Consider the following 24,872-nt stretch of genomic DNA (forward strand, 5'->3'; position numbering starts at 1 on the left):
TCAATCGCTGGAAGAGATCGGATCTCGAATACGTGCCGCGGATGCCCGTTTCGTATTTCCGGGGAGGCCCAGCCATCGACCTCTGCCGATCAGTGCCTCTCGGAAGTGCAGCCCGCTCCATCCCCTCTGTTCGCTCCGACTCGCCTTTCCCGCTGTAAACGCAAAATGCTGCGCGCTCCGGTCCAAATGGATCGGTTTACAGCTACAGGGCGATCAGCGATGATCGTGATGCATTTTTCACGTCTTGTTACATTCCATTGAATGGCCGCTGCTGACCCTCTCGCCAAAGAAAGCGCGCAGATCGCCCTGCCCGGGCTGGCGCGCGCATTGATCTCCGCCGGCAAGCTGCCGGCGAAGACCGCGGAGGAGATCTACCAGAAGGCCACCAGCAGCCGCACCAGCTTCATCGCGGAACTGACCGGGACCGGCGCCGTCTCACCGGCCGACCTGGCCCACACCCTCTCGAGCGCCTTCGGCGCCCCCCTGCTCGACCTGGACGCCGTCGACCCGCAACGCCTGCCCAAGGACCTGCTGGACGCCAAGCTGTGCCAGGCCTACCGGGTGGTGGTATTGAGCAAGCGCAACAACCGCCTCATCGTCGCGACGGCCGACCCCTCGGACCAGCAGGCCGTCGAAAAGATCAAGTTCGCCTCCCAGATGGGCGTGGACTGGGTGATCGCGGAGTACGACAAGCTCTCTCGCATGGTCGAAGCGGCGGCGGTGAGCGCCTCCGAGACCATCGACAGCATCGTCGGCGCCGAGTTCGAGTTCGACGACTCCTCCATCGCGGAAACCGCTGACCAGAACGAAACGGCGATCGCCGAGGTCGAGGATGCGCCGGTCGTGCGCTTCCTGCACAAGATGCTGCTCGACGCCTTCAGCATGCGGGCGTCGGACATCCACTTCGAACCTTACGAGCACCAATATCGCGTGCGTTTCCGTGTCGATGGCGAACTGCGCGAGATCGCAACCCCGCCCACCGTCATCAAGGAAAAGCTGGCCTCGCGCATCAAGGTGATCTCGCGGCTGGACATCTCCGAAAAGCGGGTGCCGCAGGACGGCCGCATGAAGCTCAAGATCGGCCCGGACCGTGTGATCGACTTCCGGGTCAGCACGCTGCCCACGCTGTTCGGCGAGAAGATCGTGGTGCGTATCCTCGACCCCAGCAGCGCCCGCATGGGCATCGACGCGCTCGGCTACGACCCGGAAGAAAAGGCTCGGCTGCTGGACGCCATCAGCCGACCCTACGGGATGGTGCTTGTCACCGGCCCGACGGGCTCGGGCAAGACAGTCTCCCTCTACACCTGCCTGAACCTGCTGAACAAGCCGGGCGTCAACATCGCCACGGCGGAAGACCCGTCCGAAATCAACATGCCGGGCGTGAACCAGGTCAACGTCAATGAAAAGGCGGGCCTGACCTTCGCGACCGCGCTGCGCGCCTTCCTGCGGCAGGACCCGGACATCATCATGGTCGGCGAAATCCACGACCTCGAAACCGCCGACATCTCGATCAAGGCCGCCCAGACCGGGCACCTGGTCCTGTCGACGCTCCACACGAACGACGCCCCGACCACGCTGACGCGGATGCGCAACATGGGCATCGCGCCCTTCAACATCGCCTCCAGCGTGATCCTCATCACTGCCCAGCGGCTGGCGCGCCGGCTCTGCGCGGTCTGCAAGGTCCCGGCGGACGTGCCGAAGGAAGCCCTGCTCGACGCCGGCTACAAGGAGCACGAGATCGACGGCACCTGGAAGCCCTACAAGGCGATCGGCTGCCCGGCGTGCAACAGCGGCTACAAGGGCCGCGTGGGCATCTATCAGGTGATGCCGATCTCCGAGGAGATCCAGAAGATCATCCTGCGCGACGGCAGCGCCCTGGAGATCGCCCACCAGGCGGAATCCGAAGGGGTTCGCTCGCTGCGCCAGTCGGGCCTGCAGAAGGTAATGCAGGGCCTCACCTCGCTCGAGGAGGTGCTCGCGGTGACCAACGAATAGAGAGAGAAGCGGAGATCGAATGGCAACGGCAGCAGCATCGTCGCGCGCAACCCACAAGGAATTCGTCTACGAGTGGGAAGGCAAGGACCGCAACGGCAAGGTGGTGCGCGGCGAACTGCGCGCTGCCGGCGAGAACCAGGTCCAGGCGGCGCTGCGCCGCCAGGGTGTGCTGGCCTCGAAGATCAAGAAGCGGCGCATGCGTGCCGGCAAGGCGATCAAGCCCAAGGACATCGCGATCTTCACGCGCCAGCTGGCCACCATGATGAAGGCCGGTGTCCCGTTGCTGCAGGCCTTCGACATCGTGGGTCGCGGCAATGCCAACCCGAGCGTGGCCAAGCTGCTGAACGACATCCGCAGCGACGTCGAGACCGGCACCTCGCTGTCCTCCGCTTTCCGCAAGTTCCCGAAGTACTTCGACAACCTCTACTGCAACCTGGTCGAGGCCGGTGAGGCCGCCGGTATCCTGGAGGACCTGCTCGACCGGCTCGCCACCTACATGGAGAAAACCGAGGCCATCAAGTCGAAGATCAAGTCGGCGCTGATGTACCCCACCTCGGTGATCGTGGTGGCCTTCGTGGTGGTGGCGATCATCATGATCTTCGTGATCCCGGCCTTCAAGCAGGTGTTCACCTCCTTCGGCGCGGACCTGCCGGCACCGACGCTCTTCGTCATGGCGATGAGCGAATTTTTCGTCGCCTACTGGTGGCTGATCTTCGGCGTCATCGGGGGCGGACTGTACTTCTTCTTCCAGGCCTGGAAGCGCAACGAGAAGGTGCAGCGCTTCATGGATCGCCTGCTGCTGCGCCTGCCGATCTTCGGCGCGCTGATCGACAAGTCCTGCGTCGCCCGCTGGACCCGCACGCTGGCCACCATGTTCGCCGCCGGCGTGCCGCTGGTCGAGGCCCTCGACTCGGTGGGCGGCGCCTCGGGCAACACCGTGTACAGCGATGCCACGGTCAAGATCCAGCAGGAGGTCTCGACCGGCACCAGCCTGACCACGGCCATGACCAACGCCAACCTGTTTCCCTCGATGGTGCTGCAGATGACCGCGATCGGTGAGGAATCCGGCTCCATCGATCACATGCTGGGCAAGGCAGCCGACTTCTACGAGTCCGAGGTCGACGACATGGTCGCCGGCCTCTCCAGCCTGATGGAGCCGATCATCATCGTGTTCCTGGGCGTGATCATCGGCGGGATCGTGGTGTCGATGTACCTGCCGATCTTCAAGCTGGGCCAGGTCGTCTGATGCTGGTGTCGCAGGGGGTGGACGCCGCGCTGGCCGGCGTGCTGGGGCTCATGATCGGCAGCTTCCTCAACGTGGTGATCCACCGGCTCCCCAAGATGATGGAACGTCAATGGGCCGCCGAATGCGCCGAGCTGAACGGCGCCGAGGGCGGTGCCGGCCAGGCACGGAAGGCAGAGACGGCGCAGGAGCCCTTCAACCTCGTCGTGCCTCGCTCGCGCTGCCCGCACTGCGACCATGCGATCCGCTGGTACGAGAACCTGCCGATCCTGAGCTATGTCTTCCTGGGCGGCAAGTGCTCTTCGTGCAAAGCGCCGATCAGCCTTCGCTATCCTTTGGTGGAACTGGCCACCGCGCTACTCTTCGCCTGGTGCGTGTGGCGCATGCCGGGCTCCCTGGGCGGCCTCGTCTGGTCCGGCTTCGCGGCCGCGTTGCTGACCGCCGCCCTGATCGACTGGGACACCACCTACCTGCCCGACGACATCACGCTGCCCCTGCTGTGGGTCGGGTTGCTGGCGGCCATCGGCGGCTTCACGGGCATCAGCGTGGCCGATGCCGTCTGGGGCGCGGTGGCAGGCTACATGTCGCTGTGGGGCGTGTACTGGCTCTTCAAGCTCACCACCGGCAAGGAGGGCATGGGCTACGGCGACTTCAAGCTCTTCGCCGCCTTCGGCGCCTGGTTCGGCTGGCAGGCGCTGGTACCGATCGTGCTGATGGCCTCGGTGATCGGCGTGGTCATCGGCCTGATCCTCAAGTTCAACAGTGGCCTGCGGGAAGGCGGCTACGTGCCCTTCGGACCCTTCCTGGCCGGCGCCGGCCTCACCGCCATGCTGTTCGGCCCGGACGCGATCCTGCGCACGGTCGGCCTCTGACGCAGAAGGCATTCGCGGCATGCGCATCGGCCTCACCGGCGGCATCGGCAGCGGCAAGAGCACGGTCGCGGCCATTCTGGTCGAACGGGGCGCCACGCTGATCGATACCGACGCGATCGCGCGGGCCATCACGCAGCCCGGCGGAGCGGCCATGGCGGCGGTGGAGGCGACCTTCGGCAGCTCGGTGATCGCCTCGGACGGCAGCATGGACCGTGCGCGCATGCGGGAACTGGTCTTTGCCGACCCCTCCGCCAGACAGCGGCTCGAAGCCATCCTTCACCCCGTGATCGGCCTCGAATGCGAGGCCCAGGCGGGCGCCGCCGGTCCGGGTTTGATCGTGTTCGACGTGCCCCTGCTGGTCGAATCGAAGCGCTGGCGGGCCCGGGTCGACCGCGTCGTGGTGGTCGACGCGACCGAGGAAACTCAGCTGCGGCGCGTGGTGGCCCGCTCCGGTTGGGCGCCCGAGGCGGTGCGCGCCGTGATCGCGCAACAGGCCACGCGGCGCGAGCGCCGGGCCGCCGCGGACGCCGTGATCTTCAACGAGACACTCTCGCTCGAGGAACTCCGCCAGGAGATCCACGCACTTACCTGGGTTTAATGCCCCGGGCGGTCACGCGATAATGCGGGGTTTGCCGCCGCAGCGGCTCGTCCCCGAGATCAGAAGAAGACGGCGCGCCAGGCCCCGGCGCGTGCCCATCCGAGATGCTTTTCAATTCGCACGCGTTCCTGTTCGTCTATTTCCCGATCGTCCTGCTCGGCTTCTTCTGGATCGGCAAACGCAACGTGCGGGCCGCGGCCGGCTTCCTGGCCCTCGCCTCCCTCTTCTTTTATGGGTGGTGGAGCGTCAAGGCGATGCCGCTGCTGCTGGGATCGATCTGCGTCAACTACTGGTTCGGGCTGCGCCTGACGCCGGCGCCGGGCCGCGAAGACGCCCAGCGCAAGCGCCTGCTGATCGCGGCCCTGGTCGTCAACCTCGGCGTGCTGGCGATCTTCAAGTACGCGAACTTCTTCCTCTCGAACGTCAACGAAGGGCTGGCGGCGGCGGGCTTCACGCCCATGCCGCTGCTGCACATCGCGCTGCCGATCGGCATCTCTTTCTACACCTTCACCCAGATCGCCTTCCTGGTCGACTGCTGGCAGGGCAAGGTGCATGAGCGCAGCTTCGTTCACTACGCCCTCTTCGTCACTTACTTCCCGCACCTGATCGCGGGCCCCGTGCTGCACCACGCGCAAATGATGCCGCAGTTCGCCAATCCGTCGACCTACAAGCCCGACCCGAACAAGATCGCCGTGGGGCTCGCGATCTTCAGCTTCGGCCTGGCCAAGAAACTGCTGATCGCCGACCCGATGGGCCAGTACGCGGACCTGGTGTTCAACGGCGCGCACCAGGGCCTGGCGCCCACGCTGTACACGGCCTGGTTCGGGGTGCTGGCCTATACGCTGCAGATCTACTTCGATTTTTCGGGCTATTCGGACATGGCGGTGGGCCTGTCCTTGTGCCTGGGCGTGCAACTGCCCATCAACTTCCGCTCGCCCTACAAGTCGACCAACATCATCGAGTTCTGGCGCCGCTGGCACATCTCGCTGTCCACCTTCCTGCGCGACTATCTCTACGTGCCACTGGGCGGCAACCGCAAGGGCCCGGCCCGGCGTTACCTGAACCTGTTCCTGACGATGCTTCTGGGCGGCCTGTGGCACGGCGCCGCGTGGACCTTCGTGATCTGGGGCGCGCTGCACGGCGCCTACCTGATGGTCAATCACCTGTGGAATGCCAAGGTGCGGCGCAACGCCGCGCCGGGCCGCGTCGCGAAAGTGCTCGGCTGGCTGCTGACCTTCGTGTGCGTGATGATCGCCTGGGTGGTGTTCCGCGCCGACGGCATGCACACCGCGATCGCGATCTACAAGGGCATGCTGGGCCTGAACGGCGCGCCGCCCACCGCCTTCAACGAGATGGGGCTCATGCCCTATCGCAAGAACGACTTCTTCAAGACCATGCTGGTCGGGCTCTTCATCTGCCTGGCGCTGCCGCCGGCCATCACGCTGGAGCGCTGGGTGCCCCATCCGCAATCGGTGGCCGGCCACCGCGTGATGGCCGCGACCTCGACCGTTTTCATTGCCGCCAGCACCCTCGTGCTGTTCGCCTGGGCGGTGTCGAAGCTGGGCGGCTACAGCCCCTTCCTCTACTTCCAATTTTGATGCGGCCCGATATGACGCTCGCAAAAGTCTGGCTGCGCATCTTCGTCACCGGTTATGTCCTGGTGTTCGCGATGTGGCTCGTCTCCCTGACCACCCTGCCACCCTACGGCGATCTGACCCGTATCGGGCACCTGCCCGAAGAGGACTTCGGCTGGACCAAGCCGGCGCCCACCATCGACAAGTCCCTGCTGAAGGCCGCGCCGGTCAAGGACGCCGACATCCTGGTCATCGGCGACAGCTTCTCGATGACGCTCTACTGGCAGGCCTCTCTGGTGAAGGCGGGCTACCGCGTCGCCACGACCTATTGGGGTCAGTACGGTACGGTGATGTGCAAGGATTTCGATCAATGGGTCCAGCGCTCCGGCTTCAAGGGCAAGCTGATCATCTTCCAGAGTGTGGAGCGCCTGCTGGACGAGCGCACAGTGACCGGCCAGACCTGTGACAAGGTCGTCAAGCCGCTGGAGGCGCGTTTGGAGCCCTTCGTCGCCCCGGCCCAGTTGCCGGGACCGGATGCGCTGCCCAACTGGACCGCCCGCTTCGACACGGGCCCGGAGGCCTATTTCAACGCCTGGCGCGCCAGGAAGTCGCCGGTGGAACTCGATTTCAACAAGAACACGCGCGTGCGGATGCTGCCGAACGGTTGCCAGTACTTTTCCCACAAGGAATGCGAGAAGCTGCCGGTCTTCATCGATGACATCGGCAACGGCCCGCTGACCCAGGGCACGCTGGAACGGATCAAGGCCTTCAAGGAAGCCCATCCTGCCATCCCGCAGATGTGGATCGTGATCCCCAACAAGAACACGGTGTACCTGCAGCCCGATTTCTCGAAGGATTTCGAGGCGGGCTTCCGCGAGGCACGCCTCGGGCCCGACATCTACGCCTTCGCGCGCGAAACGTATCCGAAGGTGATGGACTTCTATTTCCCGAACGACACCCACCTGTCGATGCACGGACAGCTGGCACTGGGCGAGCATATGCTGGCCGCGGTACGCGAAGTGCTGCCGGTCCCACCTGCGAAATCGCCCTGAGGGGCTATCATGTTCCGACAGGAACCCCACGGAATCGCGTGATCCTCTACGAGTACCCCTTCAACGAGCGCATCCGGACCTATCTGCGGCTGGAGCACCTGTTCCGCCGGCTCGGCGAGCTGGTGCCCGCCGATTCGCCGCTGTCCCACCACTACGCCCTGGTCACGATCTTCGAGATCATGGACGTGGCGGCGCGCGCCGATCTGAAGGCCGACGTGCTGCGCGACCTGGACAAGCAGAAAACCCTGTTCAACAGCTATCGCGGCAATCCGGCCATCTCCGAGACCCTCCTGGACCAGGTGATCTCGAAGCTGGAGAGCAACTTCGCCACGCTCAATGGCATTCCGGGCAAGGCCGGCCAGGCCCTGACCGAAAACGAATGGCTGATGGGCATTCGCAGCCGCGCGAGCATCCCGGGCGGCACCTGCGAGTTCGACCTGCCGGCCTACTATGCATGGCAGCACCGACCGGCCAACGAAAGGCGGGCCGGGCTGGAACGCTGGTCCTCCACGCTCGCGCCGCTGGCCGAGTGCATCTACCTGCTGCTGAAGCTGCTGCGCGACGCCGACGTCCCGTACAAGGTGATCGCCACCCGCGGCCAGTTCCAGCAACCGCTACCGCAGGGCCGCAGCTTCCAGTTGCTGCGCCTGCGCATCGATCCTCGCCTCGGCCTCATCCCGGAGATCAGCGGCAACCGCCTGATGGTGTCGGTGCGGCTGATGCGACACGAGGCCGATGACCGTCTGCACCCGAGCAAGGAAGACACGCCCTTCGAGCTCACTCTCTGCGCATGATGCTCTCCCCCAGGCTCCCCCACTTCGTGTGGTCCGCCAATCCCCTCTCTGGGGGCAACACCAGCGACCCGGCGAAGCCGGTTGAGTGCTGTTCCCCGACCCGCACGCGCGAGTCCATGAGACGTCGGGTCGCGTGAATGGGGAGCCACTGAAATGGTTGCCAGCAAAAAGACCCCCTCGGGCGAGCGCATCGTGCGCTGCCCCGCCTGCGGCAAGGACAGCGTCTACGCTCCGAGCAATCCTTATCGGCCCTTCTGCAGCGCGCGCTGCAAGGGCATCGATCTCGGCGCGTGGGCGAACGAGGAGTTCCGCATGCCGGTCGAGGCGCCGCCGGAAGACGAACCCTTCGGCGACCCGAAGATTCAGTAGGCCGCGCCGGCCAGGCCGCGCTCCTGCGTCAGCCAAGCGAGCACCGGCAAGGCGCCGGGCAGCACCGGCGTCACAGTGAGCGGCAATTGCTGCCAGCACATGGCCTGGCCCTCGCGCATCTCGAACGCCCCGTCCCAGGCGCGCACCTTGCACCAGTGCAGCCTCACCAGCGCATGGGGGTAGTCGTGCTCGGTGGTCTTCCAGACCTCGGCGCCGGCGATCGTGATGCCCAGCTCCTCGTGCAGTTCGCGCCGCAATGCCTGCTCGATCGATTCGCCCGCCTCGATCTTGCCGCCCGGGAATTCCCAGTAGCCCGCGTAAGGCTTGCCCTCGGGCCGGGTCGAAAGCAGCAGCGCCCCGTCCGCCGCGCGGATCAGGATGCCAACCGCCACTTCGGTGTGCTTGCGCGCCTCGGCCATGGCCGCGCTCAGTGCCTGCCCGCGTAGTCGCGCGCAAACTGGTAGGCCACGCGCCCGCTGCGCGAACCCCGCTCGAGCGCCCAGACCAGCGCCTCGGGGCGGGCGGCCTCGATGGTCGTCTCGTCGATCCCGAAGGACGACAGCCACTGCGCCACGATCGCGAGGTACTCGTTCTGGTTGAAAGGGTAGAAGCTCACCCAGAGGCCGAAGCGCTCCGACAGCGAAATCTTCTCCTCGATCACCTCGCCCGGATGCACCTCGCCGTCCTCTGTGTGGGTGTAGCTGAGGTTGTCCTTCATGTACTCGGGCAGCAGATGCCGGCGGTTGCTGGTCGCGTAGATCAGCACGTTGGGCGTGGCCGCGGCCACCGAGCCGTCCAGAATGGACTTGAGCGCCTTGTAACCCGGCTCGCCCTCGTCGAAGCTCAGGTCGTCGCTGAAAACGATGAACTTCTCGGGCCGCTGCGACACCACCTCGACGATGTCCGGCAAGTCCGTCAGCTCGGCCTTGTCGACTTCGATCAGGCGCAAGCCCTGCGGCGCGTAGGCCTGCAGGCAGGCGCGGATGAGCGAGGACTTGCCGGTTCCGCGCGCGCCCGTCAGCAACACGTTGTTGGCCGGCTTGCCCTCCACGAACTGGCGGGTGTTGCGCTCGATCTTTTCCTTCTGGGCGTCGATCTCCTTGAGCGCATCCAGCGGCATCGGTGCCACGTGGCGCACCGGCTCCAGGGTGCCATGGCCCGAGCTGCGGCGGCGGTAGCGCCAGGCGATGGCGGCATTCCAGTCGGCGGGGGCCGACAGCGGCTGGGGGAGGATCGATTCGATGCGGCCGATCAGTTGCTCCGCGCGCTCGATCAGCCTTTCAAATTTTTCGTTCATACCGCTTGACCATGACGGTCGGCCGTCTGTTCGAGGGACACCGTGGAACCGGCTTTGCCGGGCCGCTGCTGTCGCCCCCCGGTGAGGAAATTGGCGTAGCGACACGAAGTGCGCGAAGCCTGGGGGTGGACATCACGAACGATAGTCGGCATTGATGGACACGTAGTCGTGGCTCAGGTCGCAGGTCCAGACGGTGTCGGCGGCATCGCCGCGTCCGAGCACGATGCGCACGGTGATCTCGCTCTGCTTCATCACGCGCTGGCCGTCTTCTTCACGGTAGCTCGGATTGCGTCCGCCCTTGACGGCCACGTGCACGTCGTCGAGGTAAAGGTCGATGCCGGTCTGGTCCAGGTCCGCGATGCCCGCATAGCCGACCGCGGCCAGGATGCGCCCGAGGTTCGGGTCGCTCGCGTAGAAGGCGGTCTTCACCAGCGGAGAGTGGGCGACGGCATACGCCACCTGGCGGCACTCGGCGGCATCGCGGCCGCCTTCGACCTGCACCGTGATGAACTTGGTCGCGCCCTCGCCATCGCGCACGATGGCCTGGGCGAGCTGGCGCGCGACCCCCTGCATCGCCTCCACCAGCAGGCGCCCCTCGGCCGAGTCCAGCGACTCGATGCGGGTGTGGGCGGCCTTCTGCGTCGCGATCACCACGAAGGAATCGTTGGTGGAGGTGTCGCCGTCGATGGTCACGCGGTTGAAGGAAGCGTCGGCCAGAGCCTTGGCCAGCGGCTGGATCAGCGCCGGCGCGATCTTCGCGTCCGTGGCGAGGAAGCCCAGCATGGTCGCCATGTTGGGCCGAATCATGCCGGCGCCCTTGCTGATGCCGGTGATGCTGACGGTCGCGCCGCCGATCTGCACCTGGCGGCTCGCCGCCTTCGGCACCGTGTCGGTGGTCATGATGCCCTCGGCCGCGCGCGCCCAGTGATCGGGTTGCGCATCGGCCAACGCCGCGGGCAGGCCGGCCTCGATCCGGTCGATGGGCAGCGGCTCCATGATCACGCCCGTCGAGAAAGGGAGGATCTGCTCCGGCGCGAGTTCCAGCTGGCGGGCCAGCGCGATGCAGGTGGCGCGCGCACGGGCCAGGCCGTCTTCGCCGGTGCCGGCGTTGGCGTTGCCGGTGTTGATCAGCATCGCGCGGATGCCGAAATCCTTCTGCAGATGCTCGCGGCAGATCTGCACGGGCGCGGCGCAAAAACGGTTCTGCGTGAACACGCCGCCGACGGCGGCGCCTTCGTCGATCAGCACCACCGTCAGGTCTTTGCGGTTGGCTTTGCGCACGCCCGCTTCGGCCACGCCGATGCGGATACCGGGAACCGCATGCAGCGCGGCAGGATCGGGGGCGGTGAGATTCACGGACATGGGATGTCTCAGCTGAGTTTGCCGTGGCAGTGCTTGAATTTCCTGCCGCTACCGCAAGGGCAGGGATCGTTGCGGCCGACGCGCCCGAAGGCGGCGGCCCCGGCCGGCACGCCCGAAGCGATGGCGGCAAGCCGGCGCTGGCTTTCCTCGTCGACGCGGACCTCGACCTCGCCCGTTTCGGTGGGCGCGCTGTAGGTGATGTTGGAGACGTTCTCGCCCCGGGTCTCCATCGCCTCGGCGGCCTGTTCCAACTGCTCGCTGGATTGCACGCGCACCGTCATGAGCTGGCGCGTGACCTCGTTCTTGACCGAATCGAGCAGTTGGCCGAAGAGCTCGAAGGCCTCGCGCTTGTATTCCTGCTTGGGCTGCTTCTGTGCATAGCCGCGCAGATGGATACCCTGGCGGAGGTAGTCCAGCGAGGCCAGGTGCTCGCGCCAGTGGGTGTCGATGCTCTGCAGCAGCACCATGCGCTCGAACTGGGTGAAGTTCTCCTGCCCGATCAGAGCCACCTTGGCGTTGAAGGCCTCGTTGGCCGCGGCGTTGACTTTCTCGACGATGTCTTCGTCGGTCATGGCCGTGGCAGCCTCCACGTCCTTCTGCAGCGGGATGTCGATGCCCCACTCGTTGGCCAGGACTTTCTCGAGGCCTGCCAGGTCCCACTGCTCCTCGACCGATTCGGCCGGCACGTACTGGCGAACCAGGTCGGTGAAGCAGCCCTCGCGCAGCGCCGCGATCTGCGCCGTCAGGTCGGCCGCGTCGAGGATGTCGTTGCGCTGCTGGTAGATCACCTTGCGCTGGTCGTTCGAGACGTCGTCGTACTCGAGCAACTGCTTGCGAATGTCGAAGTTGCGCGCCTCGACCTTGCGTTGCGCACTCTCGATGCTGCGGGTGACGATGCCGGCCTCGATGGCCTCGCCATCGGGCATCTTGAGGCGGTCCATGATGGCCTTGACGCGCTCGCCCGCGAAGATGCGCATCAGCGGATCGTCCAAGCCCAGGTAGAAGCGCGAGGAGCCAGGGTCCCCCTGCCGGCCCGAGCGGCCGCGCAGTTGGTTGTCGATGCGGCGCGACTCGTGGCGCTCGGTGGCGATGATGCGCAGGCCGCCGAGCGACTTCACGAACTCGTGGTCCTTCTGCCAGGTGGCGCGAAGTTGCGCGATCTCGGCCGCCCGGGTTGCCGGGTCCTTGCTTTCGTCCGCCTCGATGGCCTCGATCAGCTTGTCCACGTTGCCGCCGAGCACGATGTCGGTGCCGCGGCCGGCCATGTTGGTCGCGATGGTGATCATCTTGGGCCGGCCGGCCTGCGCGACGATCTCGGCCTCACGCGCATGCTGCTTGGCATTGAGCACCTGGTGCGGCAGCCCGGCCTGGGTCAGCAGCCCGTCGATGATCTCGGAGTTCTCGATCGAGGACGTGCCCACCAGCACCGGCTGGCCGCGCTCGTAGCACTCGCGGATGTCGGCGATCGCGGCCTCGTACTTCTCACGCGTGGTCTTGTAGACGCGGTCGAGCTGGTCATCGCGCTTGCTGGGCTTGTTCGGCGGGATGATCACGGTCTCCAGGCCGTAGATCTCCTGGAACTCGTAGGCCTCGGTGTCCGCCGTGCCCGTCATGCCGGCCAGCTTGGCGTAGAGGCGGAAGTAATTCTGGAAGGTGATCGAGGCCAGGGTCTGGTTCTCGGCCTGGATCTGCACGCCTTCCTTGGCCTCGACCGCCTGGTGCAGGCCGTCGCTCCAGCGGCGGCCGGTCATGAGGCGGCCGGTGAACTCGTCCACGATCACCACCTCGCCCTGCTGCACCACGTAGTGCTGGTCGCGGTGGTAGAGATGCCGCGCGCGCAGCGCCGCATTGAGGTGATGCATCAGCGTGATGTTGGCCGGATCGTAGAGCGAGGCGCCCTCGGGCAGCAGCTTGAACTCGGAGAGGATCTGCTCGGCCTTCTCGTGGCCGTCCTCGGTCAGGAAGACCTGGTGCGTCTTCTCGTCGACCGTGAAGTCGCCCGGCTTGGTCACGCCCTCGCCGGTGCGCGGGTCCGCCTCGCCCTCCTGGCGCGTGAGCAGGGGCACCACCTTGTTGATCGCCAGATACAGGTCGGTGTGGTCTTCGGCCTGGCCGCTGATGATCAGCGGCGTGCGCGCCTCGTCGATGAGGATCGAGTCCACCTCGTCCACGATGGCGTAGTTGAGCCCCCGCTGAACCCGGTCCTGCGTCTCGTAGACCATGTTGTCGCGCAGGTAGTCGAAGCCGTACTCGTTGTTGGTGCCGTAGGTGATGTCGCTCCCATAGGCCTGCTGCTTTTCCTCGCGCGGCATCTGCGGCAGGTTGATCCCCACGCTGAGGCCGAGAAAGTTGTAGAGCCGGCCCATCCACCGGGCGTCACGGTTGGCCAGGTAGTCGTTGACGGTCACCACGTGTACGCCCTTGCCGGTCAGCGCGTTCAGGTAGACCGGCAGCGTCGCGGTGAGAGTCTTGCCCTCACCGGTGCGCATTTCGGAGATCTTGCCGTGGTGCAGCGCCATGCCGCCGAGCAACTGCACGTCGAAGTGGCGCATCTTCATCACGCGCTTGGAGCCTTCGCGCACGGTGGCAAAAGCCTCGGGCAGCAGGTCGTCCAGCGTTTCGCCGCGACCGAGTCGGTCCTTGAACTCCTGGGTCTTGGCACGCAGCGCCTCGTCGCTGAGCTTTTCGAAGCCGGCCTCGAGCGCGTTGATGCGATCGACGGTCTTGCGATACTGCTTGAGGAGCCGGTCGTTGCGACTGCCGAAGATCTGGGTCAGGAAGTTGGTGGCCATGCGAGCGGGTCGACAGCGCCCCCATGGCATGCGGGCTGCGCGACCGAAATTCCTAAGATAGTGAAAGCAGGTGGGCACGCCTGGCGCAGAATCAACACACCAGGCGCTCGGCCCCACCGGCGCGTACGCCGGCAAACCGGGCATTTTAGCCGCGCCGCCTGGCGCCTTCACGCATGAACCGCCGTTCACACCCTGTCTCCCTGCAGCAAGCCGCCGAGGATTCTCCGACCCTCGCCGGGCTGATGGCGCGTGCCCGCGATTCCCAGGAGCGCCTGCAGGCGATCCGAGACCTGATTCCGCCCGAAATGCGTGCCGCCGTCCAGGCCGGCCCCGTCGAGGAGGGCAACTGGTGCCTGCTGGTGCAGGGCAGCGCCGCCGCCGCGAAGCTGCGGCAGTTGCTGCCCGCGCTGCAGGCGCGGCTGAAGTCCCGGGGCTGGGCCGAGACAGCCTTGCGCCTCAAAGTCCTGACGCGCCGCTGAGCCTGCAGTTGGCAGCCGAGCGCCGCCGGCTGTCCCCGTATCCTCGGCGCATCATTGACCAGGATGCCGAACCGGGAACCCCGTTGCGGTCGGCACCGCCCCGACGCCGGCCATCGGCGTTCGCCAATGCATGCGCAGCAGCGCCATCGCGTGGCTGTCGCAGTATTCGCCGTCGACCCGGAAAGCGTCGCGCAGCAACCCCTCGACGCGGAATCCCAGGCGCTCGTACAGCGCCTTGGCGTTCAGGTTGTCGGCGCGGACTGTCAGCTCGATGCGCGTCAGCCCTGTCGCCCATGCGGCCTCGATGGTGGCCACCATTAGCAAGGTGCCGATGCCCTGATGCCGAGCCGAGGGAATCAGCCCGATCCCCAGGGTCCCGACGTGGGCGCGTGCCTGCCCGTGCGTCGGCAAGACGTCGCACCAGCCGACCACCGCGCCATCCAGCACCGCCACCCGCTGGCACCACTCGTTCTCGATGATGGACGTGTAGAAGGCACGGCATTCGTCCGCGGCAGGCGCCTGCGTGAACGCCAGAAAGCGCTTCTCGCGCGCCACTGTGTCGAGCGCTTCGCGCAAGCCCTCGAAATGCGCCGGCGATAGAGGTTCGATGGACAGGTTCATGCGTTCGGCTCCGGTCACCGCTGCAGTCTCGCACCGCCCTCGTGTCACATCGCGCGTCTGCCGGCGGCAATGCGGTGCCGGACCACCTTGGCCGCATGGCGGTAAGTCGCAATCATGCGCAGCATGCCCCCAAAGCCGAAGATGGTGCCGACGAGAGCAATTGCCTGGAGGATGCCGGGAAGCTCGTAGCTGTGGCCGAGGATGGCCAGCGCCAGCAGCGCGAGCCACAGGCAGGCCCAGCGGAGAATGTACATGTCCATGTAGCTCCTGAGCCAGAGCGCGTTGCGGTAAGCGACCTCCGCGGCCTCGTCGTCACTGATGCCGGGGGGCACAGGCTCGAGCATGCCGGCGGGCGACCAGAATCGGCTCCATAGCGATGTGCCTTCAGGGTTCATGTCGACAGTGTCTCAGAGCGGGAGCCCATTGGCCCGATGTGGTAACCAGGCCCTGAACGCAAGGTAGCTTCATTCGATACCCCGGCCGTTCGTCCGCGGCATCGGCGAAGGTTCTGCCTACATTGCCCGGCATGAACTTGCTCACTGCCAGCCCCTTTCTGCATCACGCACTGCAGCATGCGAACAAGACGGTCGACGAGCTCGACGAGGTGGAATGGCCTCACCCCCTGAGCACGAGCGACAGGGGATGGAGCCCGCCACCTCTGGAGTGGCTCTTCGGCAGCTTTCTCTTGTGCATGGCGATCGCGGCGCTTCCGCTATTAGGCATGCGCTGGACCCTGCCGGGCGCGATGAGACTCGGCGCCGCGCTCACGGATACGGTGGTCCTTTCCTTGCCGGTGGTGGTCCCGCTCCCCTTTCTTTTTCTGGGCTGCGCCGCAGCGCTGATCTTGGAGCCGCGTTCGAGAACCCCTGCCGCGTTCGCGGCCTTCGGCGCCGCCATGGCGATAGGACTGACAGCAGCGCACGCCCTGCTGGGCTAGCGGGCCCGCAGCACGAAACGGCGAAACGACAGCTTGAGAAGGTGGTGCCGCTTGTCGGAATCGAACTGACGACCTACCGCTTACAAGGCGGGTGCTCTACCAACTGAGCTAAAGCGGCATGGAGATGTGGGGGCCGATTCTACCGGGGGCTTGGGCAGCCGCCCCTCGGCCAATGGCTATTTGATGCGCTTGAGCGAAGGCCGCCCGCCGCCGCTGGCGCCGGGCGGGCGCGGTGGATCCTCCGGGTCGGAGGATGCAGGAGGAGCGGCCGCGTCGTCCGCACCGGCTTCGCCGCTGACCAGATGGACCACCTTGCCGACATCGGCTTCGACGCCCTTGGAGGCGTCACGCAGGGACATGCGAGGCGTCGCGGCAGCACCAGCTTCGGCAGGCGTGGGCGCAGGAACTGGCGCGGGAAAAGCCATGCCCTGTCCGTTCTCGCGCGCATAGATCGCGATGACGCGCCCTACCGGCACGCTGATCTCCCGGGCCGTCCCGGCGAAGCGCGCCTTGAACTCGATGAAGTCATTGCCCAGCTTCAGCGAGCTGGTCGCGTCGAAGCTGATGTTCAGCACGATCTCGCCGTTCTTCACGTATTCGCGCGGCACCTGCACGGTGTCGTCCACCTGCACCGCGACATAGGGAGTGAAGCCGTTGTCCGTGCACCACTCGTACAACGCCCGGATCAGGTACGGGCGGGTGGAAGAGGACTCCAGCGCGTTGATCATGAGAAACAGGCGATCGGCAGCAATTGGCGGTTACTTGCGCATGACCTTTTCGGACGGCGTCAGCGCTTCGATGTAGGCCGGACGGGAGAAGATCCGCTCGGCGTACTTCAGCAGCGGTGCGGCGTTCTTGCTGAGGTCGATGCCATAGTAATCCAGGCGCCAGAGCAGTGGCGCGATGGCGACATCCAACATGGAGAAATTGTCGCCAAGCATGTACTTGTTCTTGAGGAACACCGGCGCGAGCTGGGTCAGGCGGTCGCGGATGTGGGCGCGCGCCTTCTCCAGGGCCTTCTCGTTGCCCTTGGAGCTGCGGTTCTCGAGGGTGGAGACATGGACGAACAGTTCCTTCTCGAAATTGAGCAGGAACAGGCGCACACGGGCGCGGTCGACCGGGTCGCCGGGCATCAATTGCGGGTGCGGGAATCGCTCGTCGATGTACTCGTTGATGATGTTCGACTCGTACAGGATGAGGTCCCGCTCCACCAGGATCGGCACCTGGCCGTAAGGGTTCATCACGCTGATGTCTTCGGGCTTGTTGTACAGGTCGACGTCGCGGATTTCGAAGTCCATGCCCTTCTCGAAGAGGACGAAGCGGCAGCGATGGGAAAAGGGGCAGGTCGTTCCGGAATACAAGACCATCATGGCGTAAGGCTCCTAAAAATCAAAAAGAGTGGGTTGCCGGCAGCAACCCACTCTGAAAGGACGCGTGCCCGGCGAACCGGGTCGCGCTCCCATGTCTAAAACACCTACTTCACGTCCTTCCAGTACGACGCGTTGAGGCGCCACACGAAGACCAGCGCCATGACCAGGAACAGCATGACCCAAACGCCGACGCGGATGCGCGTGTTCTGCGCCGGCTCGGCCATCCACTGCATGTAGGCGACGAGGTCGCCCATCGCCTGGTCGAACTGCAGCGGCGTCATCGTGCCGGGGCTGACCTGCTCCCAGCCCTTGAAGACCTCGGTCGCATGGCCGTGGGACTCGACCTTGTCGAACACCGGGCGGCGATCACCCTGCAGTTCCCACAACACGTGGGGCATGCCCACGCTCGGGAAGGCGAGGTTGTTCCAGCCGGTGGCCTTGGTGTCGTCGCGGTAGAAGGTGCGCAGATAGGTGTAGAGGTAGTCAGCACCCGTGCCCCCGTGGCCGGCCCGCGAGCGCGCGACCAGCGTGAGATCGGGCGGGATACCGCCGAACCATGCCTTGGCCTGGACCGGGTCGAGGTTGGCCTTCATCGTCTCGCCGACCTTCTCGGTCGTGAACAGCAGGTTGTCCTTGATCTGCTGCTCGCTGATGCCGATGTCCTGCAGCCGGTTGTAGCGCATGAACGCTGCCGAGTGGCAGTTGAGGCAGTAGTTGACGAAGAGCTTGGCACCGTTCTGCAGCGCGGCCAAGTCGTTGGTCTTGTTCGGTGCCTTGTCCCAGGCGATGCCGCCCTCGGCGGCCTGCGCGCCGGCGGCGATGCCGAGCGCTGCGATCAACGTGAGGATCAGTTTCTTCATTGTCGTGGGCTCCGGTTCTCTCAGTGCGCGTGGAAGGTCACGCGCTCGGGCACCGGCTTGAATTCACCGAGACGGCTCCACCACGGCATCAGCAGGAAGAAACCGAAATAGAAAAGCGTTCCGACCTGGGACACGCGCTCGCCGATCGGCGAAGGCGGCTGCACGCCGAGGTAGGCCAGGATCACGAAGTTGATGACGAACAGGCCGTACAGATACCAGTGCCAGCCCGGCCTGTAGCGAATCGAGCGCACGGGGCTGTTGTCCAGCCAGGGCAGGAAGAACAGGATGACGACGGCGCCGCCCATCACGACCACGCCCCAGAACTTGGCATCGATCGACAGCATCATCGCAGCGACGATGACGGCGGCGATGACGATGACGGCCTTGAAGATGGCAGCGACGTGGGCCTTCCAGACACCGAAGGCGGCAGCGGCCACGACGCAGGCGATGAGCGCGTACATCATCTCGCTGGTGATGGCACGCAGCATCGAATAGAAGGGCGTGAAGTACCAGACCGGCGCGATGTGGTTGGGCGTCTTCAGCGGGTCGGCCGGGATGAAGTTGTTGTACTCCAGGAAGTAGCCGCCGGCTTCAGGCGCGAAGAAGATCACGGCCGAGAAGATGGTGAGGAACACCACCACACCGAAGATGTCGTGCACGGTGTAGTACGGGTGCGAGGGAATGCCGTCCAGCGGATGGCCATCGGGGCCGCGCTTCGCCTTGATCTCGATGCCGTCGGGGTTGTTGGACCCGACTTCGTGCAGCGCGATCAGGTGCGCCACGACCAGACCGAGCAACACGAGCGGCACGGCGATCACATGGAAGCTGAAGAAGCGGTTCAGCGTGGCGTCGCTTACCACGTAGTCGCCTCGGATCAGGAGCGCCAGGTCAGGACCGACGAAGGGGATGGCGGAAAAGAGGTTCACGATCACCTGCGCACCCCAGTAGCTCATCTGGCCCCAGGGCAGGAGGTAGCCCATGAAGGCCTCGGCCATCAGGCACAGGAAGATCGCGCAGCCGAAGATCCAGATCAGCTCGCGCGGCTTGCGGTAGCTGCCGTAGATGAGACCGCGGAACATGTGCAGGTACACCACGATGAAGAAGGCCGAGGCCCCCGTGGAGTGCATGTAGCGGATCAGCCAGCCCCAGGGCACGTCGCGCATGATGTACTCGACCGACGCGAAGGCCTGGGCCGCGTCGGGCTTGTAGTGCATCACCAGGAAGATGCCTGTCACGATCTGGATCACGAGGACCAGCATCGCGAGCGAGCCGAAGATGTACCAGAAGTTGAAGTTCTTCGGCGCGTAATACTGGCCCCACTGGTCGTTCCAAAGCTTCGTCAGCGGGAAGCGGTTGTCGACCCAGTTCAGCAGCTTGTCGCCGGCGGGGGCGTTGGGCGAGATTTCCTTGAATTCAGCCATGTTTGCGTACTCCTCCTCAGGCCTTCTTGTCTTCGCCGATCAGAAGGCGCGTGTCGGAGAGGTACATGTGCGGCGGCACCGGCAGGTTGTCGGGTGCGGGCTTGTTCTTGAAGACGCGGCCGGCCAGGTCGAAGGTCGAGCCATGGCAGGGACAGAGGAAGCCGCCCTCCCAGTTGTCGGGCAGCGAGGGCTGCGGACCGGCCTGAAGCTTGTCGATCGGCGAGCAACCGAGGTGCGTGCAGATGCCCACGACCACCAGGACGTCGGGCTTGATCGAGCGGTTCTCGTTGCGCGCGTACTCGGGCGTGAACTCGTCGGGGTTGCGCTTGGACTGCGGGTCGGCGAGCTGGCCGTCCAGCTTGGGCAGCTCGGCCACCTGGGCCGGCGTGCGCTTGAGTATCCACACCGGCTTTCCGCGCCACTCGACGGTCATCTTCTCGCCAGGTTGCAGGCCGCCGATGTCGACCTCCACCGGCGCACCGGCTGCCTTGGCCTTTTCAGAAGGTTGGAAGGTGCTGACGAACGGAATGGCGGTGGCCACTCCGCCCACTGCGCCGGCACAGCCTGATGCGATCAACCATGTCCGCTTGCTGCTGTCGATCCGCTGGCGGCCGACCGGGATGTCACTCATGGGGGGTCCTCAATCTTCTTCGCTGGTGGCTTGGGTCAACCGACGATTGTAGCGGAGCGTAAAAAGCGAATTCAACGCAGGCGCCGCGGTTGAGGGGGCCCTCTATACTCCTTCGATCCAACAACAAGCACGCGAGGTGACGGGCATGAGCTTCATGAAGGAGTTTCGCGAATTCGCGGTCAAGGGCAATGTGATCGATCTCGCAGTCGGCGTGATCATCGGCGCGGCCTTCGGCAAGATCGTCGATTCCATCGTGTCCGACATCATCATGCCCATCGTCGGCCTCGTGTTCGGCAAGCTCGATTTTTCGAACCTCTACGTGGTGCTGGGCACCATACCGCCCAACGTACCCAACACCCTCGCCGACTTGAAAAAGGCCGGCGTGCCGGTACTCGCCTACGGCAACTTCATCACCATCGTCGTCAACTTCGTGATCCTGGCCTTCATCATCTTCATGATGGTCAAGCAGATCAATCGGCTGCGCAGGAAGGAAGAGGCCGCGCCGGCACCGGCCGCTCCGCCGGAAGACATCGTCCTGCTGCGCGAGATCCGCGACAGCCTCAAGCACCCCTGAGGACCAGGGCGCGCGCCACGCGGATCGCCTCGACGAGACTGGACGCGTCGGCGAGCCCGCGGCCCGCGATGTCGAAGGCCGTCCCGTGATCGGGGCTCGTGCGCACCAGCGGCAGCCCCAGCGTCACGTTCACACCCTTCTCCACGCCCATGTACTTGACCGGGATCAGGCCCTGGTCGTGGTACATCGCGACCACCACGTCGAACGCGCCGGCACGCCGCGCGGTGGCGCGGGCGCGCATGAAGACGGTGTCGGGCGAATGAGGGCCATCGGCATCGATGCCTTCGGCGCGTGCTGCCGCGATGGCCGGTGCGATGATCTCGCGTTCCTCGCTGCCGAACAGGCCGCCCTCTCCCGCATGCGGATTGAGTCCCGCCACGCCGATCTTCGGCGCACGCCCCAGCACCGCCGACAGCGAGGCATGCGTGATGCGCAGCGTCTGCAGCACGTTGCCGAATCGCACGGCCTCGATCGCGTCGCGCAGCGACATGTGGATGCTCACGAGAACCGTGCGCAGCTCGTCGTTGGCCAGCATCATGCGGACCGGCATGTCGGCCACGGGCCGGCCCAGGTGGGCGGCGGCCTCGGCCTGTAGCAGCTCGGTGTGGCCTGGGAAGGCGTAGCCGGCAGCGGCCAAGGCCTCCTTGTGCAGCGGCGCGGTCACCAGGCCGCCGACCTCGCCCCGCAGGGCGGCGCGCGCGGCCCAGACCACGCATTCGCCGGCGATGCGGCCGGCTTCGGCGCTGATGGCGCCCGTCGGGATGGGCGCGACGGGCGGCGGCGTCACCTGCATGACGGGGATGCAGCGCGGCGGCACCGCGGCAACGTCGCGCAGCGATTCGATCAGCGCGACGGGCAGCGCCGGTCGGGCAGGCGCCTCAAGCATCTGCGCGGCCTTGCGCACGATGCCGACGTCACCCGCGACGAAGCAGCCCTGCAGCAGTTCCGGCGCGTCGCGAAAGGCCTTGGCGATGATCTCCGGGCCGATACCGGCCGGATCACCCAGGGTGATGGCAATGCTCGGGCGATTCACATATGCCTCTTCCCCGCCGGCAGACTTCGTCTTCGGGGCGGCCGTGCAACTCATGCCGGGTTGTCGATGTCGAGGAACTCATGGGCGCAGCCGAGCTGTGCCGCCACGTGGGCGGCCACGGCCGGCGCGCCGTAGCGCTCGGTCGCGTGATGGCCACAGGCCAGAAAGGCCACACCCATCTCACGCGCGTAGTGCGCCTGCGGCTCGGAGATCTCACCGGTGATGAAGGCGTCCGCGCCGGCCGCGATGGCCGCCTCGAAGTAGCCCTGCGCGCCGCCCGTGCACCAGGCCACGGTTCGGATGGGCCGCGGCGCCGGCACGTCGACCAGCGTCGGCCTCTTGCCCAGCGCCTTCTCCACGTGTCCCGCCAGCGCCTTGGCACTGGTGAAGCTTTCGCCGTCGCTGCGCCACCCGATGAATCCGATCTCCTGCTCGCCGAAGCGCCCAGCCGAGCCGGGGTGCGCCACCAGCCCCAGCTTGAGCCCCAACTGGGCGTTGTTGCCGAGCTCCGGATGCGCATCGAGCGGCAGGTGATAGGCGAACAAGCTGACGTCGTCGCCCAGCAGCAGGCCCAGGCGCTGCTTCATCCAGCCGGTCACGCGGCCGTCCTGGCCACGCCAGAACAGGCCGTGGTGGACGAAGATCGCATCGGCCTCGGCCAGGATGGCCGCTTCGATCAAGGCGCGACTGGCCGTCACGCCCGAGACGATCTTGCGCACCGTCGTGCGGCCCTCGACCTGCAGGCCGTTGGGTCCGTAATCCTTGAAGCGCTCCGGTGCGAGCAGCAGGTCGAGGGCATGCAGCAGTTCGTGGCGGGTGGTGCTCATTGCGCCATTGTGGCGCCGGCCGGCGGCACACGCACGCCCACGCGCACGCGCTCGCGCTCGCGCATCCACGGGGGGCGGCCGTTGAGGGACAATGCGGACTTACCCCCGTGCCGATACGGTGGGCCGCCCTCGTCTCTCCATCATTTTTTTCTTCATGAAACGCACCTGGCTGCTGTTTGCCCAAGCCGTCACCGTCATGCTGGCGGCCTATTTCGTGGTTGCCACGCTCAAGCCCGAGTGGATCGGCCGCCGCTCCACTTCGCTGGGCGGCGTGGTGTCGGTGATCGAGGCGCCGGCGGCCGCTCCGGGCGCGGTGGCACCCGGAAGCCTGAGCGCGGCAGCGAAAAAGGCCTCGCCGGCCGTGGTCAGCATCAACACCAGCAAGGCGGCGCGGCGCAGCCCGCGCAGCGAGGACCCGTGGTTCCGCTTCTTCTTCGGCGACCAGGGCGATCAGCCGCAGGTCGGGCTGGGCAGCGGCGTGATCGTGAGCACCGACGGGTACATCCTCACCAACAACCACGTGGTGGAGGGTGCTGACGAAATCGACGTCACCCTCAACGACAGCCGCCATGCGCGCGGCAAGGTGATCGGCACCGATCCCGACACCGACCTCGCGGTGCTGAAGATCGAACTCGACAAGCTGCCCGCGGTCGTCCTGGGCAACTCCGACAACCTGCAGGTCGGCGACCAGGTGCTCGCCATCGGCAATCCCTTCGGCGTGGGTCAGACCGTGACCAGCGGCATCGTCTCCGCACTCGGCCGCAACCAGCTGGGCATCAACACCTTCGAGAACTTCATCCAGACCGACGCGGCCATCAATCCCGGCAACTCGGGCGGCGCACTGATCGATGTCAACGGCAACCTGCAGGGAATCAACACGGCGATCTACTCGCGCTCCGGCGGCAGCCTGGGCATCGGCTTCGCCATTCCCGTCTCCACCGCCAAGCAAGTGCTGGAGGACATCGTCAAGGAAGGCAAGGTCACGCGAGGATGGATCGGCGTGGAGCCGAACGACCTCTCGCCCGAGCTGGCGGAGACTTTCGGCGTCAAGGCCAGCAAGGGGGTGATCATTACCGGCGTGCTGCAGAACGGCCCGGCGGCGCGCGCGGGCGTGCGCCCGGGTGACGTGATCACCGCGGTGGGCGACAAGCCGATTGGCAATGTGCAGGAACTGCTCACCGCCGTGGCGGGCCTGAAGCCCGGCAACAGCGCGCGCTTCGCGCTGCAGCGCGGCAGCGACCGCATGGAGCTGGACGTGACACCGGGCCTGCGGCCCAAGTCTCCGGTGCGACGGGTGCCGGGCCAGCCTGAATAAGGGCTGGCGTCGTTCACACCTTCTCAGGACTGCGCCGAATCGGCGCTTTCCTCGGGCGCGCGGGTGTGCTTGGAGAAGTAGCGCGCCGCCACGATGCCCACCTCGTAGAGAAGGCACATCGGCACCGCCAGGGCCAGTTGCGACACCACGTCGGGCGGCGTCAGCACCGCCGCGACCACGAAGGCCAGCACGATGAAATAACCGCGAAAGGCCTTCAGCTTCTCGATGGTGACCATGTCGAAGCGCACCAGCAGCATGACCACGATCGGCACCTGGAAGGCGACGCCGAAGGCCAGGTAGAGCGAGAGGATGGACTCCACGTAGGAGGCGATGTCCGGTGTGGCCGCCACGCTCGCCGGCGTGAAGTGCTGGATGAAGCCGAACATCTTATCCAGGACGAAGAACTGCACGAAGGCGATGCCCGCGTAAGCCAGGAAGCTGCCGAAGATGATCAGCGGCAGCGCGAACTTCTTTTCGTGGCTGTAAAGGCCCGGCGCGACGAACATCCAGGCCTGATACATGAGCCAGGGCAACGCCAGCAGCACCGCCGCCATCAGCAGCACCTTGAGCGGCACGAAGAAAGGCGAGAACACGCCCACCGCGATCAGCTTGGCGTCCGGGGGCATGTGGGCGCGGATGGGTATGGCGACCACGTCGATCAAGCCGGCGGGCCCAGGCCAGATCGCCAGCAAGATGCCGGCCACGACCAGCCCGTAGACGCAATAGAGCAGGCGGTCGCGCAGCTCCATGAGGTGCGCCACGAAGGGCTGCTCGGTGCCGGCCAGTTCGTCTTCTTTGTTCTTGTCGGGGGAGTCGGCCATGTGGGGGCGCTGCGGGCGAAGAGAGGGCGCGCTGC

General features: G+C 65.9%; 26 protein-coding genes and 1 tRNA gene. 12 read left to right on the forward strand and 15 right to left on the reverse strand.

What is annotated here, in order from left to right:
• Nucleotides 1-261: 261 nt before the first annotated feature.
• From pilB to ABEA07_RS00740, 8 genes are all read left to right on the forward strand, one after another.
• Complete coding sequence (gene pilB, locus ABEA07_RS00705) at nt 262-1,995, forward strand: type IV-A pilus assembly ATPase PilB (RefSeq protein ID WP_345535219.1); 1,734 nt, start codon at nt 262-264, stop codon at nt 1,993-1,995.
• Nucleotides 1,996-2,014: 19 nt separating this feature from the next.
• A complete protein-coding gene (locus ABEA07_RS00710) occupies nt 2,015-3,241 on the forward strand; it encodes a type II secretion system F family protein (RefSeq protein WP_345535220.1) in 1,227 nt (408 codons plus the stop codon).
• Nucleotides 3,241-4,110 carry a prepilin peptidase gene (locus ABEA07_RS00715; protein WP_345535221.1) on the forward strand — a complete coding sequence of 290 codons (870 nt, stop codon included), beginning with the start codon at nt 3,241-3,243 and terminating at the stop codon, nt 4,108-4,110. Before ABEA07_RS00710 ends, ABEA07_RS00715 begins: the two co-directional genes overlap by 1 nt.
• A gap of 19 nt (nt 4,111-4,129) precedes the next feature.
• Nucleotides 4,130-4,708: a dephospho-CoA kinase gene (gene coaE / locus ABEA07_RS00720; protein WP_345535222.1), complete on the forward strand. Its 579-nt coding sequence runs from the start codon at nt 4,130-4,132 to the stop codon at nt 4,706-4,708.
• Nucleotides 4,709-4,812: 104 nt separating this feature from the next.
• On the forward strand, nt 4,813-6,306 hold the full coding sequence (locus ABEA07_RS00725) for an MBOAT family O-acyltransferase (RefSeq protein ID WP_345535223.1): 1,494 nt from the start codon (nt 4,813-4,815) through the stop codon (nt 6,304-6,306).
• Between the two features lie 11 nt (nt 6,307-6,317).
• Nucleotides 6,318-7,334 (forward strand): HAD family hydrolase, encoded by a 1,017-nt coding sequence (locus tag ABEA07_RS00730; protein ID WP_345535224.1) that lies wholly within the window; start codon nt 6,318-6,320, stop codon nt 7,332-7,334.
• Nucleotides 7,335-7,372: 38 nt separating this feature from the next.
• Nucleotides 7,373-8,128, forward strand: a complete 756-nt coding sequence (zapD, locus tag ABEA07_RS00735) for a cell division protein ZapD (RefSeq protein ID WP_345535225.1) — start codon at nt 7,373-7,375, stop codon at nt 8,126-8,128.
• Between the two features lie 153 nt (nt 8,129-8,281).
• The gene (locus ABEA07_RS00740; RefSeq protein WP_345535226.1) at nt 8,282-8,497 is read left to right on the forward strand and encodes a DNA gyrase inhibitor YacG; all 216 of its coding nucleotides are present in this window, start codon (nt 8,282-8,284) and stop codon (nt 8,495-8,497) included.
• On the opposite strand, the gene ABEA07_RS00745 is transcribed toward ABEA07_RS00740, so the two are convergent.
• From ABEA07_RS00745 to secA, 4 genes are all read right to left on the reverse strand, one after another.
• Nucleotides 8,491-8,916, reverse strand: coding sequence for an NUDIX domain-containing protein (locus ABEA07_RS00745; protein WP_345535227.1), 426 nt, complete (start codon nt 8,914-8,916; stop codon nt 8,491-8,493). The two genes, ABEA07_RS00740 and ABEA07_RS00745, sit on opposite strands and share 7 nt — an antisense overlap.
• 8 nt (nt 8,917-8,924) lie before the next feature.
• Nucleotides 8,925-9,794, reverse strand: coding sequence for an ATP-binding protein (locus tag ABEA07_RS00750; protein WP_345535228.1), 870 nt, complete (start codon nt 9,792-9,794; stop codon nt 8,925-8,927).
• A gap of 132 nt (nt 9,795-9,926) precedes the next feature.
• Complete coding sequence (gene argJ, locus ABEA07_RS00755) at nt 9,927-11,156, reverse strand: bifunctional glutamate N-acetyltransferase/amino-acid acetyltransferase ArgJ (RefSeq protein ID WP_345535230.1); 1,230 nt, start codon at nt 11,154-11,156, stop codon at nt 9,927-9,929.
• An 8-nt stretch (nt 11,157-11,164) separates the two neighbouring features.
• Entirely contained in the window at nt 11,165-13,948 is a 2,784-nt protein-coding gene (gene secA / locus ABEA07_RS00760) for a preprotein translocase subunit SecA (RefSeq protein ID WP_345535231.1), read from the reverse strand.
• A 173-nt stretch (nt 13,949-14,121) separates the two neighbouring features.
• On the opposite strand from secA, the gene ABEA07_RS00765 reads away from it, so the two are divergent.
• On the forward strand, nt 14,122-14,427 hold the full coding sequence (locus tag ABEA07_RS00765) for a DciA family protein (protein WP_345535233.1): 306 nt from the start codon (nt 14,122-14,124) through the stop codon (nt 14,425-14,427).
• A 51-nt stretch (nt 14,428-14,478) separates the two neighbouring features.
• Here the strand turns inward: ABEA07_RS00765 and ABEA07_RS00770 are convergent, their stop codons facing one another.
• Together ABEA07_RS00770 and ABEA07_RS00775 are read right to left on the reverse strand one after the other, a co-directional pair.
• Nucleotides 14,479-15,048, reverse strand: a complete 570-nt coding sequence (locus tag ABEA07_RS00770; RefSeq protein WP_345535234.1) for a GNAT family N-acetyltransferase — start codon at nt 15,046-15,048, stop codon at nt 14,479-14,481.
• A gap of 44 nt (nt 15,049-15,092) precedes the next feature.
• Nucleotides 15,093-15,443 carry a hypothetical protein gene (locus tag ABEA07_RS00775; protein ID WP_345535235.1) on the reverse strand — a complete coding sequence of 117 codons (351 nt, stop codon included), beginning with the start codon at nt 15,441-15,443 and terminating at the stop codon, nt 15,093-15,095.
• Nucleotides 15,444-15,574: 131 nt separating this feature from the next.
• Between ABEA07_RS00775 and ABEA07_RS00780 the strand changes: the two genes are divergently transcribed.
• Nucleotides 15,575-15,985: a hypothetical protein gene (locus tag ABEA07_RS00780; RefSeq protein ID WP_345535237.1), complete on the forward strand. Its 411-nt coding sequence runs from the start codon at nt 15,575-15,577 to the stop codon at nt 15,983-15,985.
• A 42-nt stretch (nt 15,986-16,027) separates the two neighbouring features.
• Here the strand turns inward: ABEA07_RS00780 and ABEA07_RS00785 are convergent.
• The 6 genes from ABEA07_RS00785 to petA all read right to left on the reverse strand — a co-directional run bounded on the left by ABEA07_RS00785 (nt 16,028) and on the right by petA (nt 20,267).
• Nucleotides 16,028-16,103 (reverse strand) — tRNA-Thr (locus ABEA07_RS00785).
• Nucleotides 16,104-16,161: 58 nt separating this feature from the next.
• Nucleotides 16,162-16,713, reverse strand: a complete 552-nt coding sequence (locus tag ABEA07_RS00790; protein ID WP_345535239.1) for a ClpXP protease specificity-enhancing factor — start codon at nt 16,711-16,713, stop codon at nt 16,162-16,164.
• Nucleotides 16,714-16,743: 30 nt separating this feature from the next.
• The gene (locus ABEA07_RS00795; protein WP_345535240.1) at nt 16,744-17,355 is read right to left on the reverse strand and encodes a glutathione S-transferase N-terminal domain-containing protein; all 612 of its coding nucleotides are present in this window, start codon (nt 17,353-17,355) and stop codon (nt 16,744-16,746) included.
• A 104-nt stretch (nt 17,356-17,459) separates the two neighbouring features.
• Nucleotides 17,460-18,215 carry a cytochrome c1 gene (locus ABEA07_RS00800; protein WP_345535241.1) on the reverse strand — a complete coding sequence of 252 codons (756 nt, stop codon included), beginning with the start codon at nt 18,213-18,215 and terminating at the stop codon, nt 17,460-17,462.
• A gap of 20 nt (nt 18,216-18,235) precedes the next feature.
• Complete coding sequence (locus ABEA07_RS00805) at nt 18,236-19,636, reverse strand: cytochrome b (RefSeq protein ID WP_345535242.1); 1,401 nt, start codon at nt 19,634-19,636, stop codon at nt 18,236-18,238.
• A 16-nt stretch (nt 19,637-19,652) separates the two neighbouring features.
• On the reverse strand, nt 19,653-20,267 hold the full coding sequence (petA, locus tag ABEA07_RS00810) for a ubiquinol-cytochrome c reductase iron-sulfur subunit (RefSeq protein ID WP_345535243.1): 615 nt from the start codon (nt 20,265-20,267) through the stop codon (nt 19,653-19,655).
• A gap of 145 nt (nt 20,268-20,412) precedes the next feature.
• On the opposite strand from petA, the gene mscL reads away from it, so the two are divergent.
• The gene (mscL, locus tag ABEA07_RS00815) at nt 20,413-20,841 is read left to right on the forward strand and encodes a large conductance mechanosensitive channel protein MscL (RefSeq protein WP_345535244.1); all 429 of its coding nucleotides are present in this window, start codon (nt 20,413-20,415) and stop codon (nt 20,839-20,841) included.
• Here the strand turns inward: mscL and pdxA are convergent.
• Nucleotides 20,828-21,874, reverse strand: coding sequence for a 4-hydroxythreonine-4-phosphate dehydrogenase PdxA (gene pdxA / locus ABEA07_RS00820; protein WP_345535245.1), 1,047 nt, complete (start codon nt 21,872-21,874; stop codon nt 20,828-20,830). The two genes, mscL and pdxA, sit on opposite strands and share 14 nt — an antisense overlap.
• Nucleotides 21,875-21,924: 50 nt before the next feature.
• Entirely contained in the window at nt 21,925-22,701 is a 777-nt protein-coding gene (locus ABEA07_RS00825) for a Nif3-like dinuclear metal center hexameric protein (protein ID WP_345535246.1), read from the reverse strand.
• A 154-nt stretch (nt 22,702-22,855) separates the two neighbouring features.
• On the opposite strand from ABEA07_RS00825, the gene ABEA07_RS00830 reads away from it, so the two are divergent.
• A complete protein-coding gene (locus ABEA07_RS00830; RefSeq protein WP_345535247.1) occupies nt 22,856-24,016 on the forward strand; it encodes a S1C family serine protease in 1,161 nt (386 codons plus the stop codon).
• Between the two features lie 23 nt (nt 24,017-24,039).
• Here the strand turns inward: ABEA07_RS00830 and tatC are convergent, their stop codons facing one another.
• Complete coding sequence (gene tatC / locus ABEA07_RS00835) at nt 24,040-24,837, reverse strand: twin-arginine translocase subunit TatC (protein ID WP_345535248.1); 798 nt, start codon at nt 24,835-24,837, stop codon at nt 24,040-24,042.
• Nucleotides 24,838-24,872: the final 35 nt, after the last annotated feature.

The sequence above is a fragment of the Variovorax defluvii genome (assembly GCF_039541515.1).
GTDB lineage: Bacteria > Pseudomonadota > Gammaproteobacteria > Burkholderiales > Burkholderiaceae_C > Variovorax > Variovorax defluvii.

What these genes read in the sequence shown, in the direction of transcription:
- ABEA07_RS00710 (WP_345535220.1), top strand. Translation starts at nt 2,015, where the DNA reads ATGGCAACGGCAGCAGCATCGTCGCGCGCAACCCACAAGGAATTCGTC.
- ABEA07_RS00740 (WP_345535226.1), top strand. Translation starts at nt 8,282, where the DNA reads ATGGTTGCCAGCAAAAAGACCCCCTCGGGCGAGCGCATCGTGCGCTGC.
- pilB (WP_345535219.1), top strand. Translation starts at nt 262, where the DNA reads ATGGCCGCTGCTGACCCTCTCGCCAAAGAAAGCGCGCAGATCGCCCTG.
- ABEA07_RS00750 (WP_345535228.1), bottom strand. Translation starts at nt 9,794, where the DNA reads ATGAACGAAAAATTTGAAAGGCTGATCGAGCGCGCGGAGCAACTGATC.
- ABEA07_RS00800 (WP_345535241.1), bottom strand. Translation starts at nt 18,215, where the DNA reads ATGAAGAAACTGATCCTCACGTTGATCGCAGCGCTCGGCATCGCCGCC.
- ABEA07_RS00790 (WP_345535239.1), bottom strand. Translation starts at nt 16,713, where the DNA reads ATGATCAACGCGCTGGAGTCCTCTTCCACCCGCCCGTACCTGATCCGG.
- ABEA07_RS00780 (WP_345535237.1), top strand. Translation starts at nt 15,575, where the DNA reads ATGAACTTGCTCACTGCCAGCCCCTTTCTGCATCACGCACTGCAGCAT.
- ABEA07_RS00795 (WP_345535240.1), bottom strand. Translation starts at nt 17,355, where the DNA reads ATGATGGTCTTGTATTCCGGAACGACCTGCCCCTTTTCCCATCGCTGC.
- ABEA07_RS00775 (WP_345535235.1), bottom strand. Translation starts at nt 15,443, where the DNA reads ATGAACCCTGAAGGCACATCGCTATGGAGCCGATTCTGGTCGCCCGCC.
- ABEA07_RS00715 (WP_345535221.1), top strand. Translation starts at nt 3,241, where the DNA reads ATGCTGGTGTCGCAGGGGGTGGACGCCGCGCTGGCCGGCGTGCTGGGG.
- coaE (WP_345535222.1), top strand. Translation starts at nt 4,130, where the DNA reads ATGCGCATCGGCCTCACCGGCGGCATCGGCAGCGGCAAGAGCACGGTC.
- ABEA07_RS00765 (WP_345535233.1), top strand. Translation starts at nt 14,122, where the DNA reads ATGAACCGCCGTTCACACCCTGTCTCCCTGCAGCAAGCCGCCGAGGAT.
- ABEA07_RS00745 (WP_345535227.1), bottom strand. Translation starts at nt 8,916, where the DNA reads ATGGCCGAGGCGCGCAAGCACACCGAAGTGGCGGTTGGCATCCTGATC.
- secA (WP_345535231.1), bottom strand. Translation starts at nt 13,948, where the DNA reads ATGGCCACCAACTTCCTGACCCAGATCTTCGGCAGTCGCAACGACCGG.
- ABEA07_RS00825 (WP_345535246.1), bottom strand. Translation starts at nt 22,701, where the DNA reads ATGAGCACCACCCGCCACGAACTGCTGCATGCCCTCGACCTGCTGCTC.
- ABEA07_RS00725 (WP_345535223.1), top strand. Translation starts at nt 4,813, where the DNA reads ATGCTTTTCAATTCGCACGCGTTCCTGTTCGTCTATTTCCCGATCGTC.
- ABEA07_RS00770 (WP_345535234.1), bottom strand. Translation starts at nt 15,048, where the DNA reads ATGAACCTGTCCATCGAACCTCTATCGCCGGCGCATTTCGAGGGCTTG.
- argJ (WP_345535230.1), bottom strand. Translation starts at nt 11,156, where the DNA reads ATGTCCGTGAATCTCACCGCCCCCGATCCTGCCGCGCTGCATGCGGTT.
- mscL (WP_345535244.1), top strand. Translation starts at nt 20,413, where the DNA reads ATGAGCTTCATGAAGGAGTTTCGCGAATTCGCGGTCAAGGGCAATGTG.
- ABEA07_RS00730 (WP_345535224.1), top strand. Translation starts at nt 6,318, where the DNA reads ATGACGCTCGCAAAAGTCTGGCTGCGCATCTTCGTCACCGGTTATGTC.
- ABEA07_RS00805 (WP_345535242.1), bottom strand. Translation starts at nt 19,636, where the DNA reads ATGGCTGAATTCAAGGAAATCTCGCCCAACGCCCCCGCCGGCGACAAG.
- petA (WP_345535243.1), bottom strand. Translation starts at nt 20,267, where the DNA reads ATGAGTGACATCCCGGTCGGCCGCCAGCGGATCGACAGCAGCAAGCGG.
- tatC (WP_345535248.1), bottom strand. Translation starts at nt 24,837, where the DNA reads ATGGCCGACTCCCCCGACAAGAACAAAGAAGACGAACTGGCCGGCACC.
- ABEA07_RS00830 (WP_345535247.1), top strand. Translation starts at nt 22,856, where the DNA reads ATGAAACGCACCTGGCTGCTGTTTGCCCAAGCCGTCACCGTCATGCTG.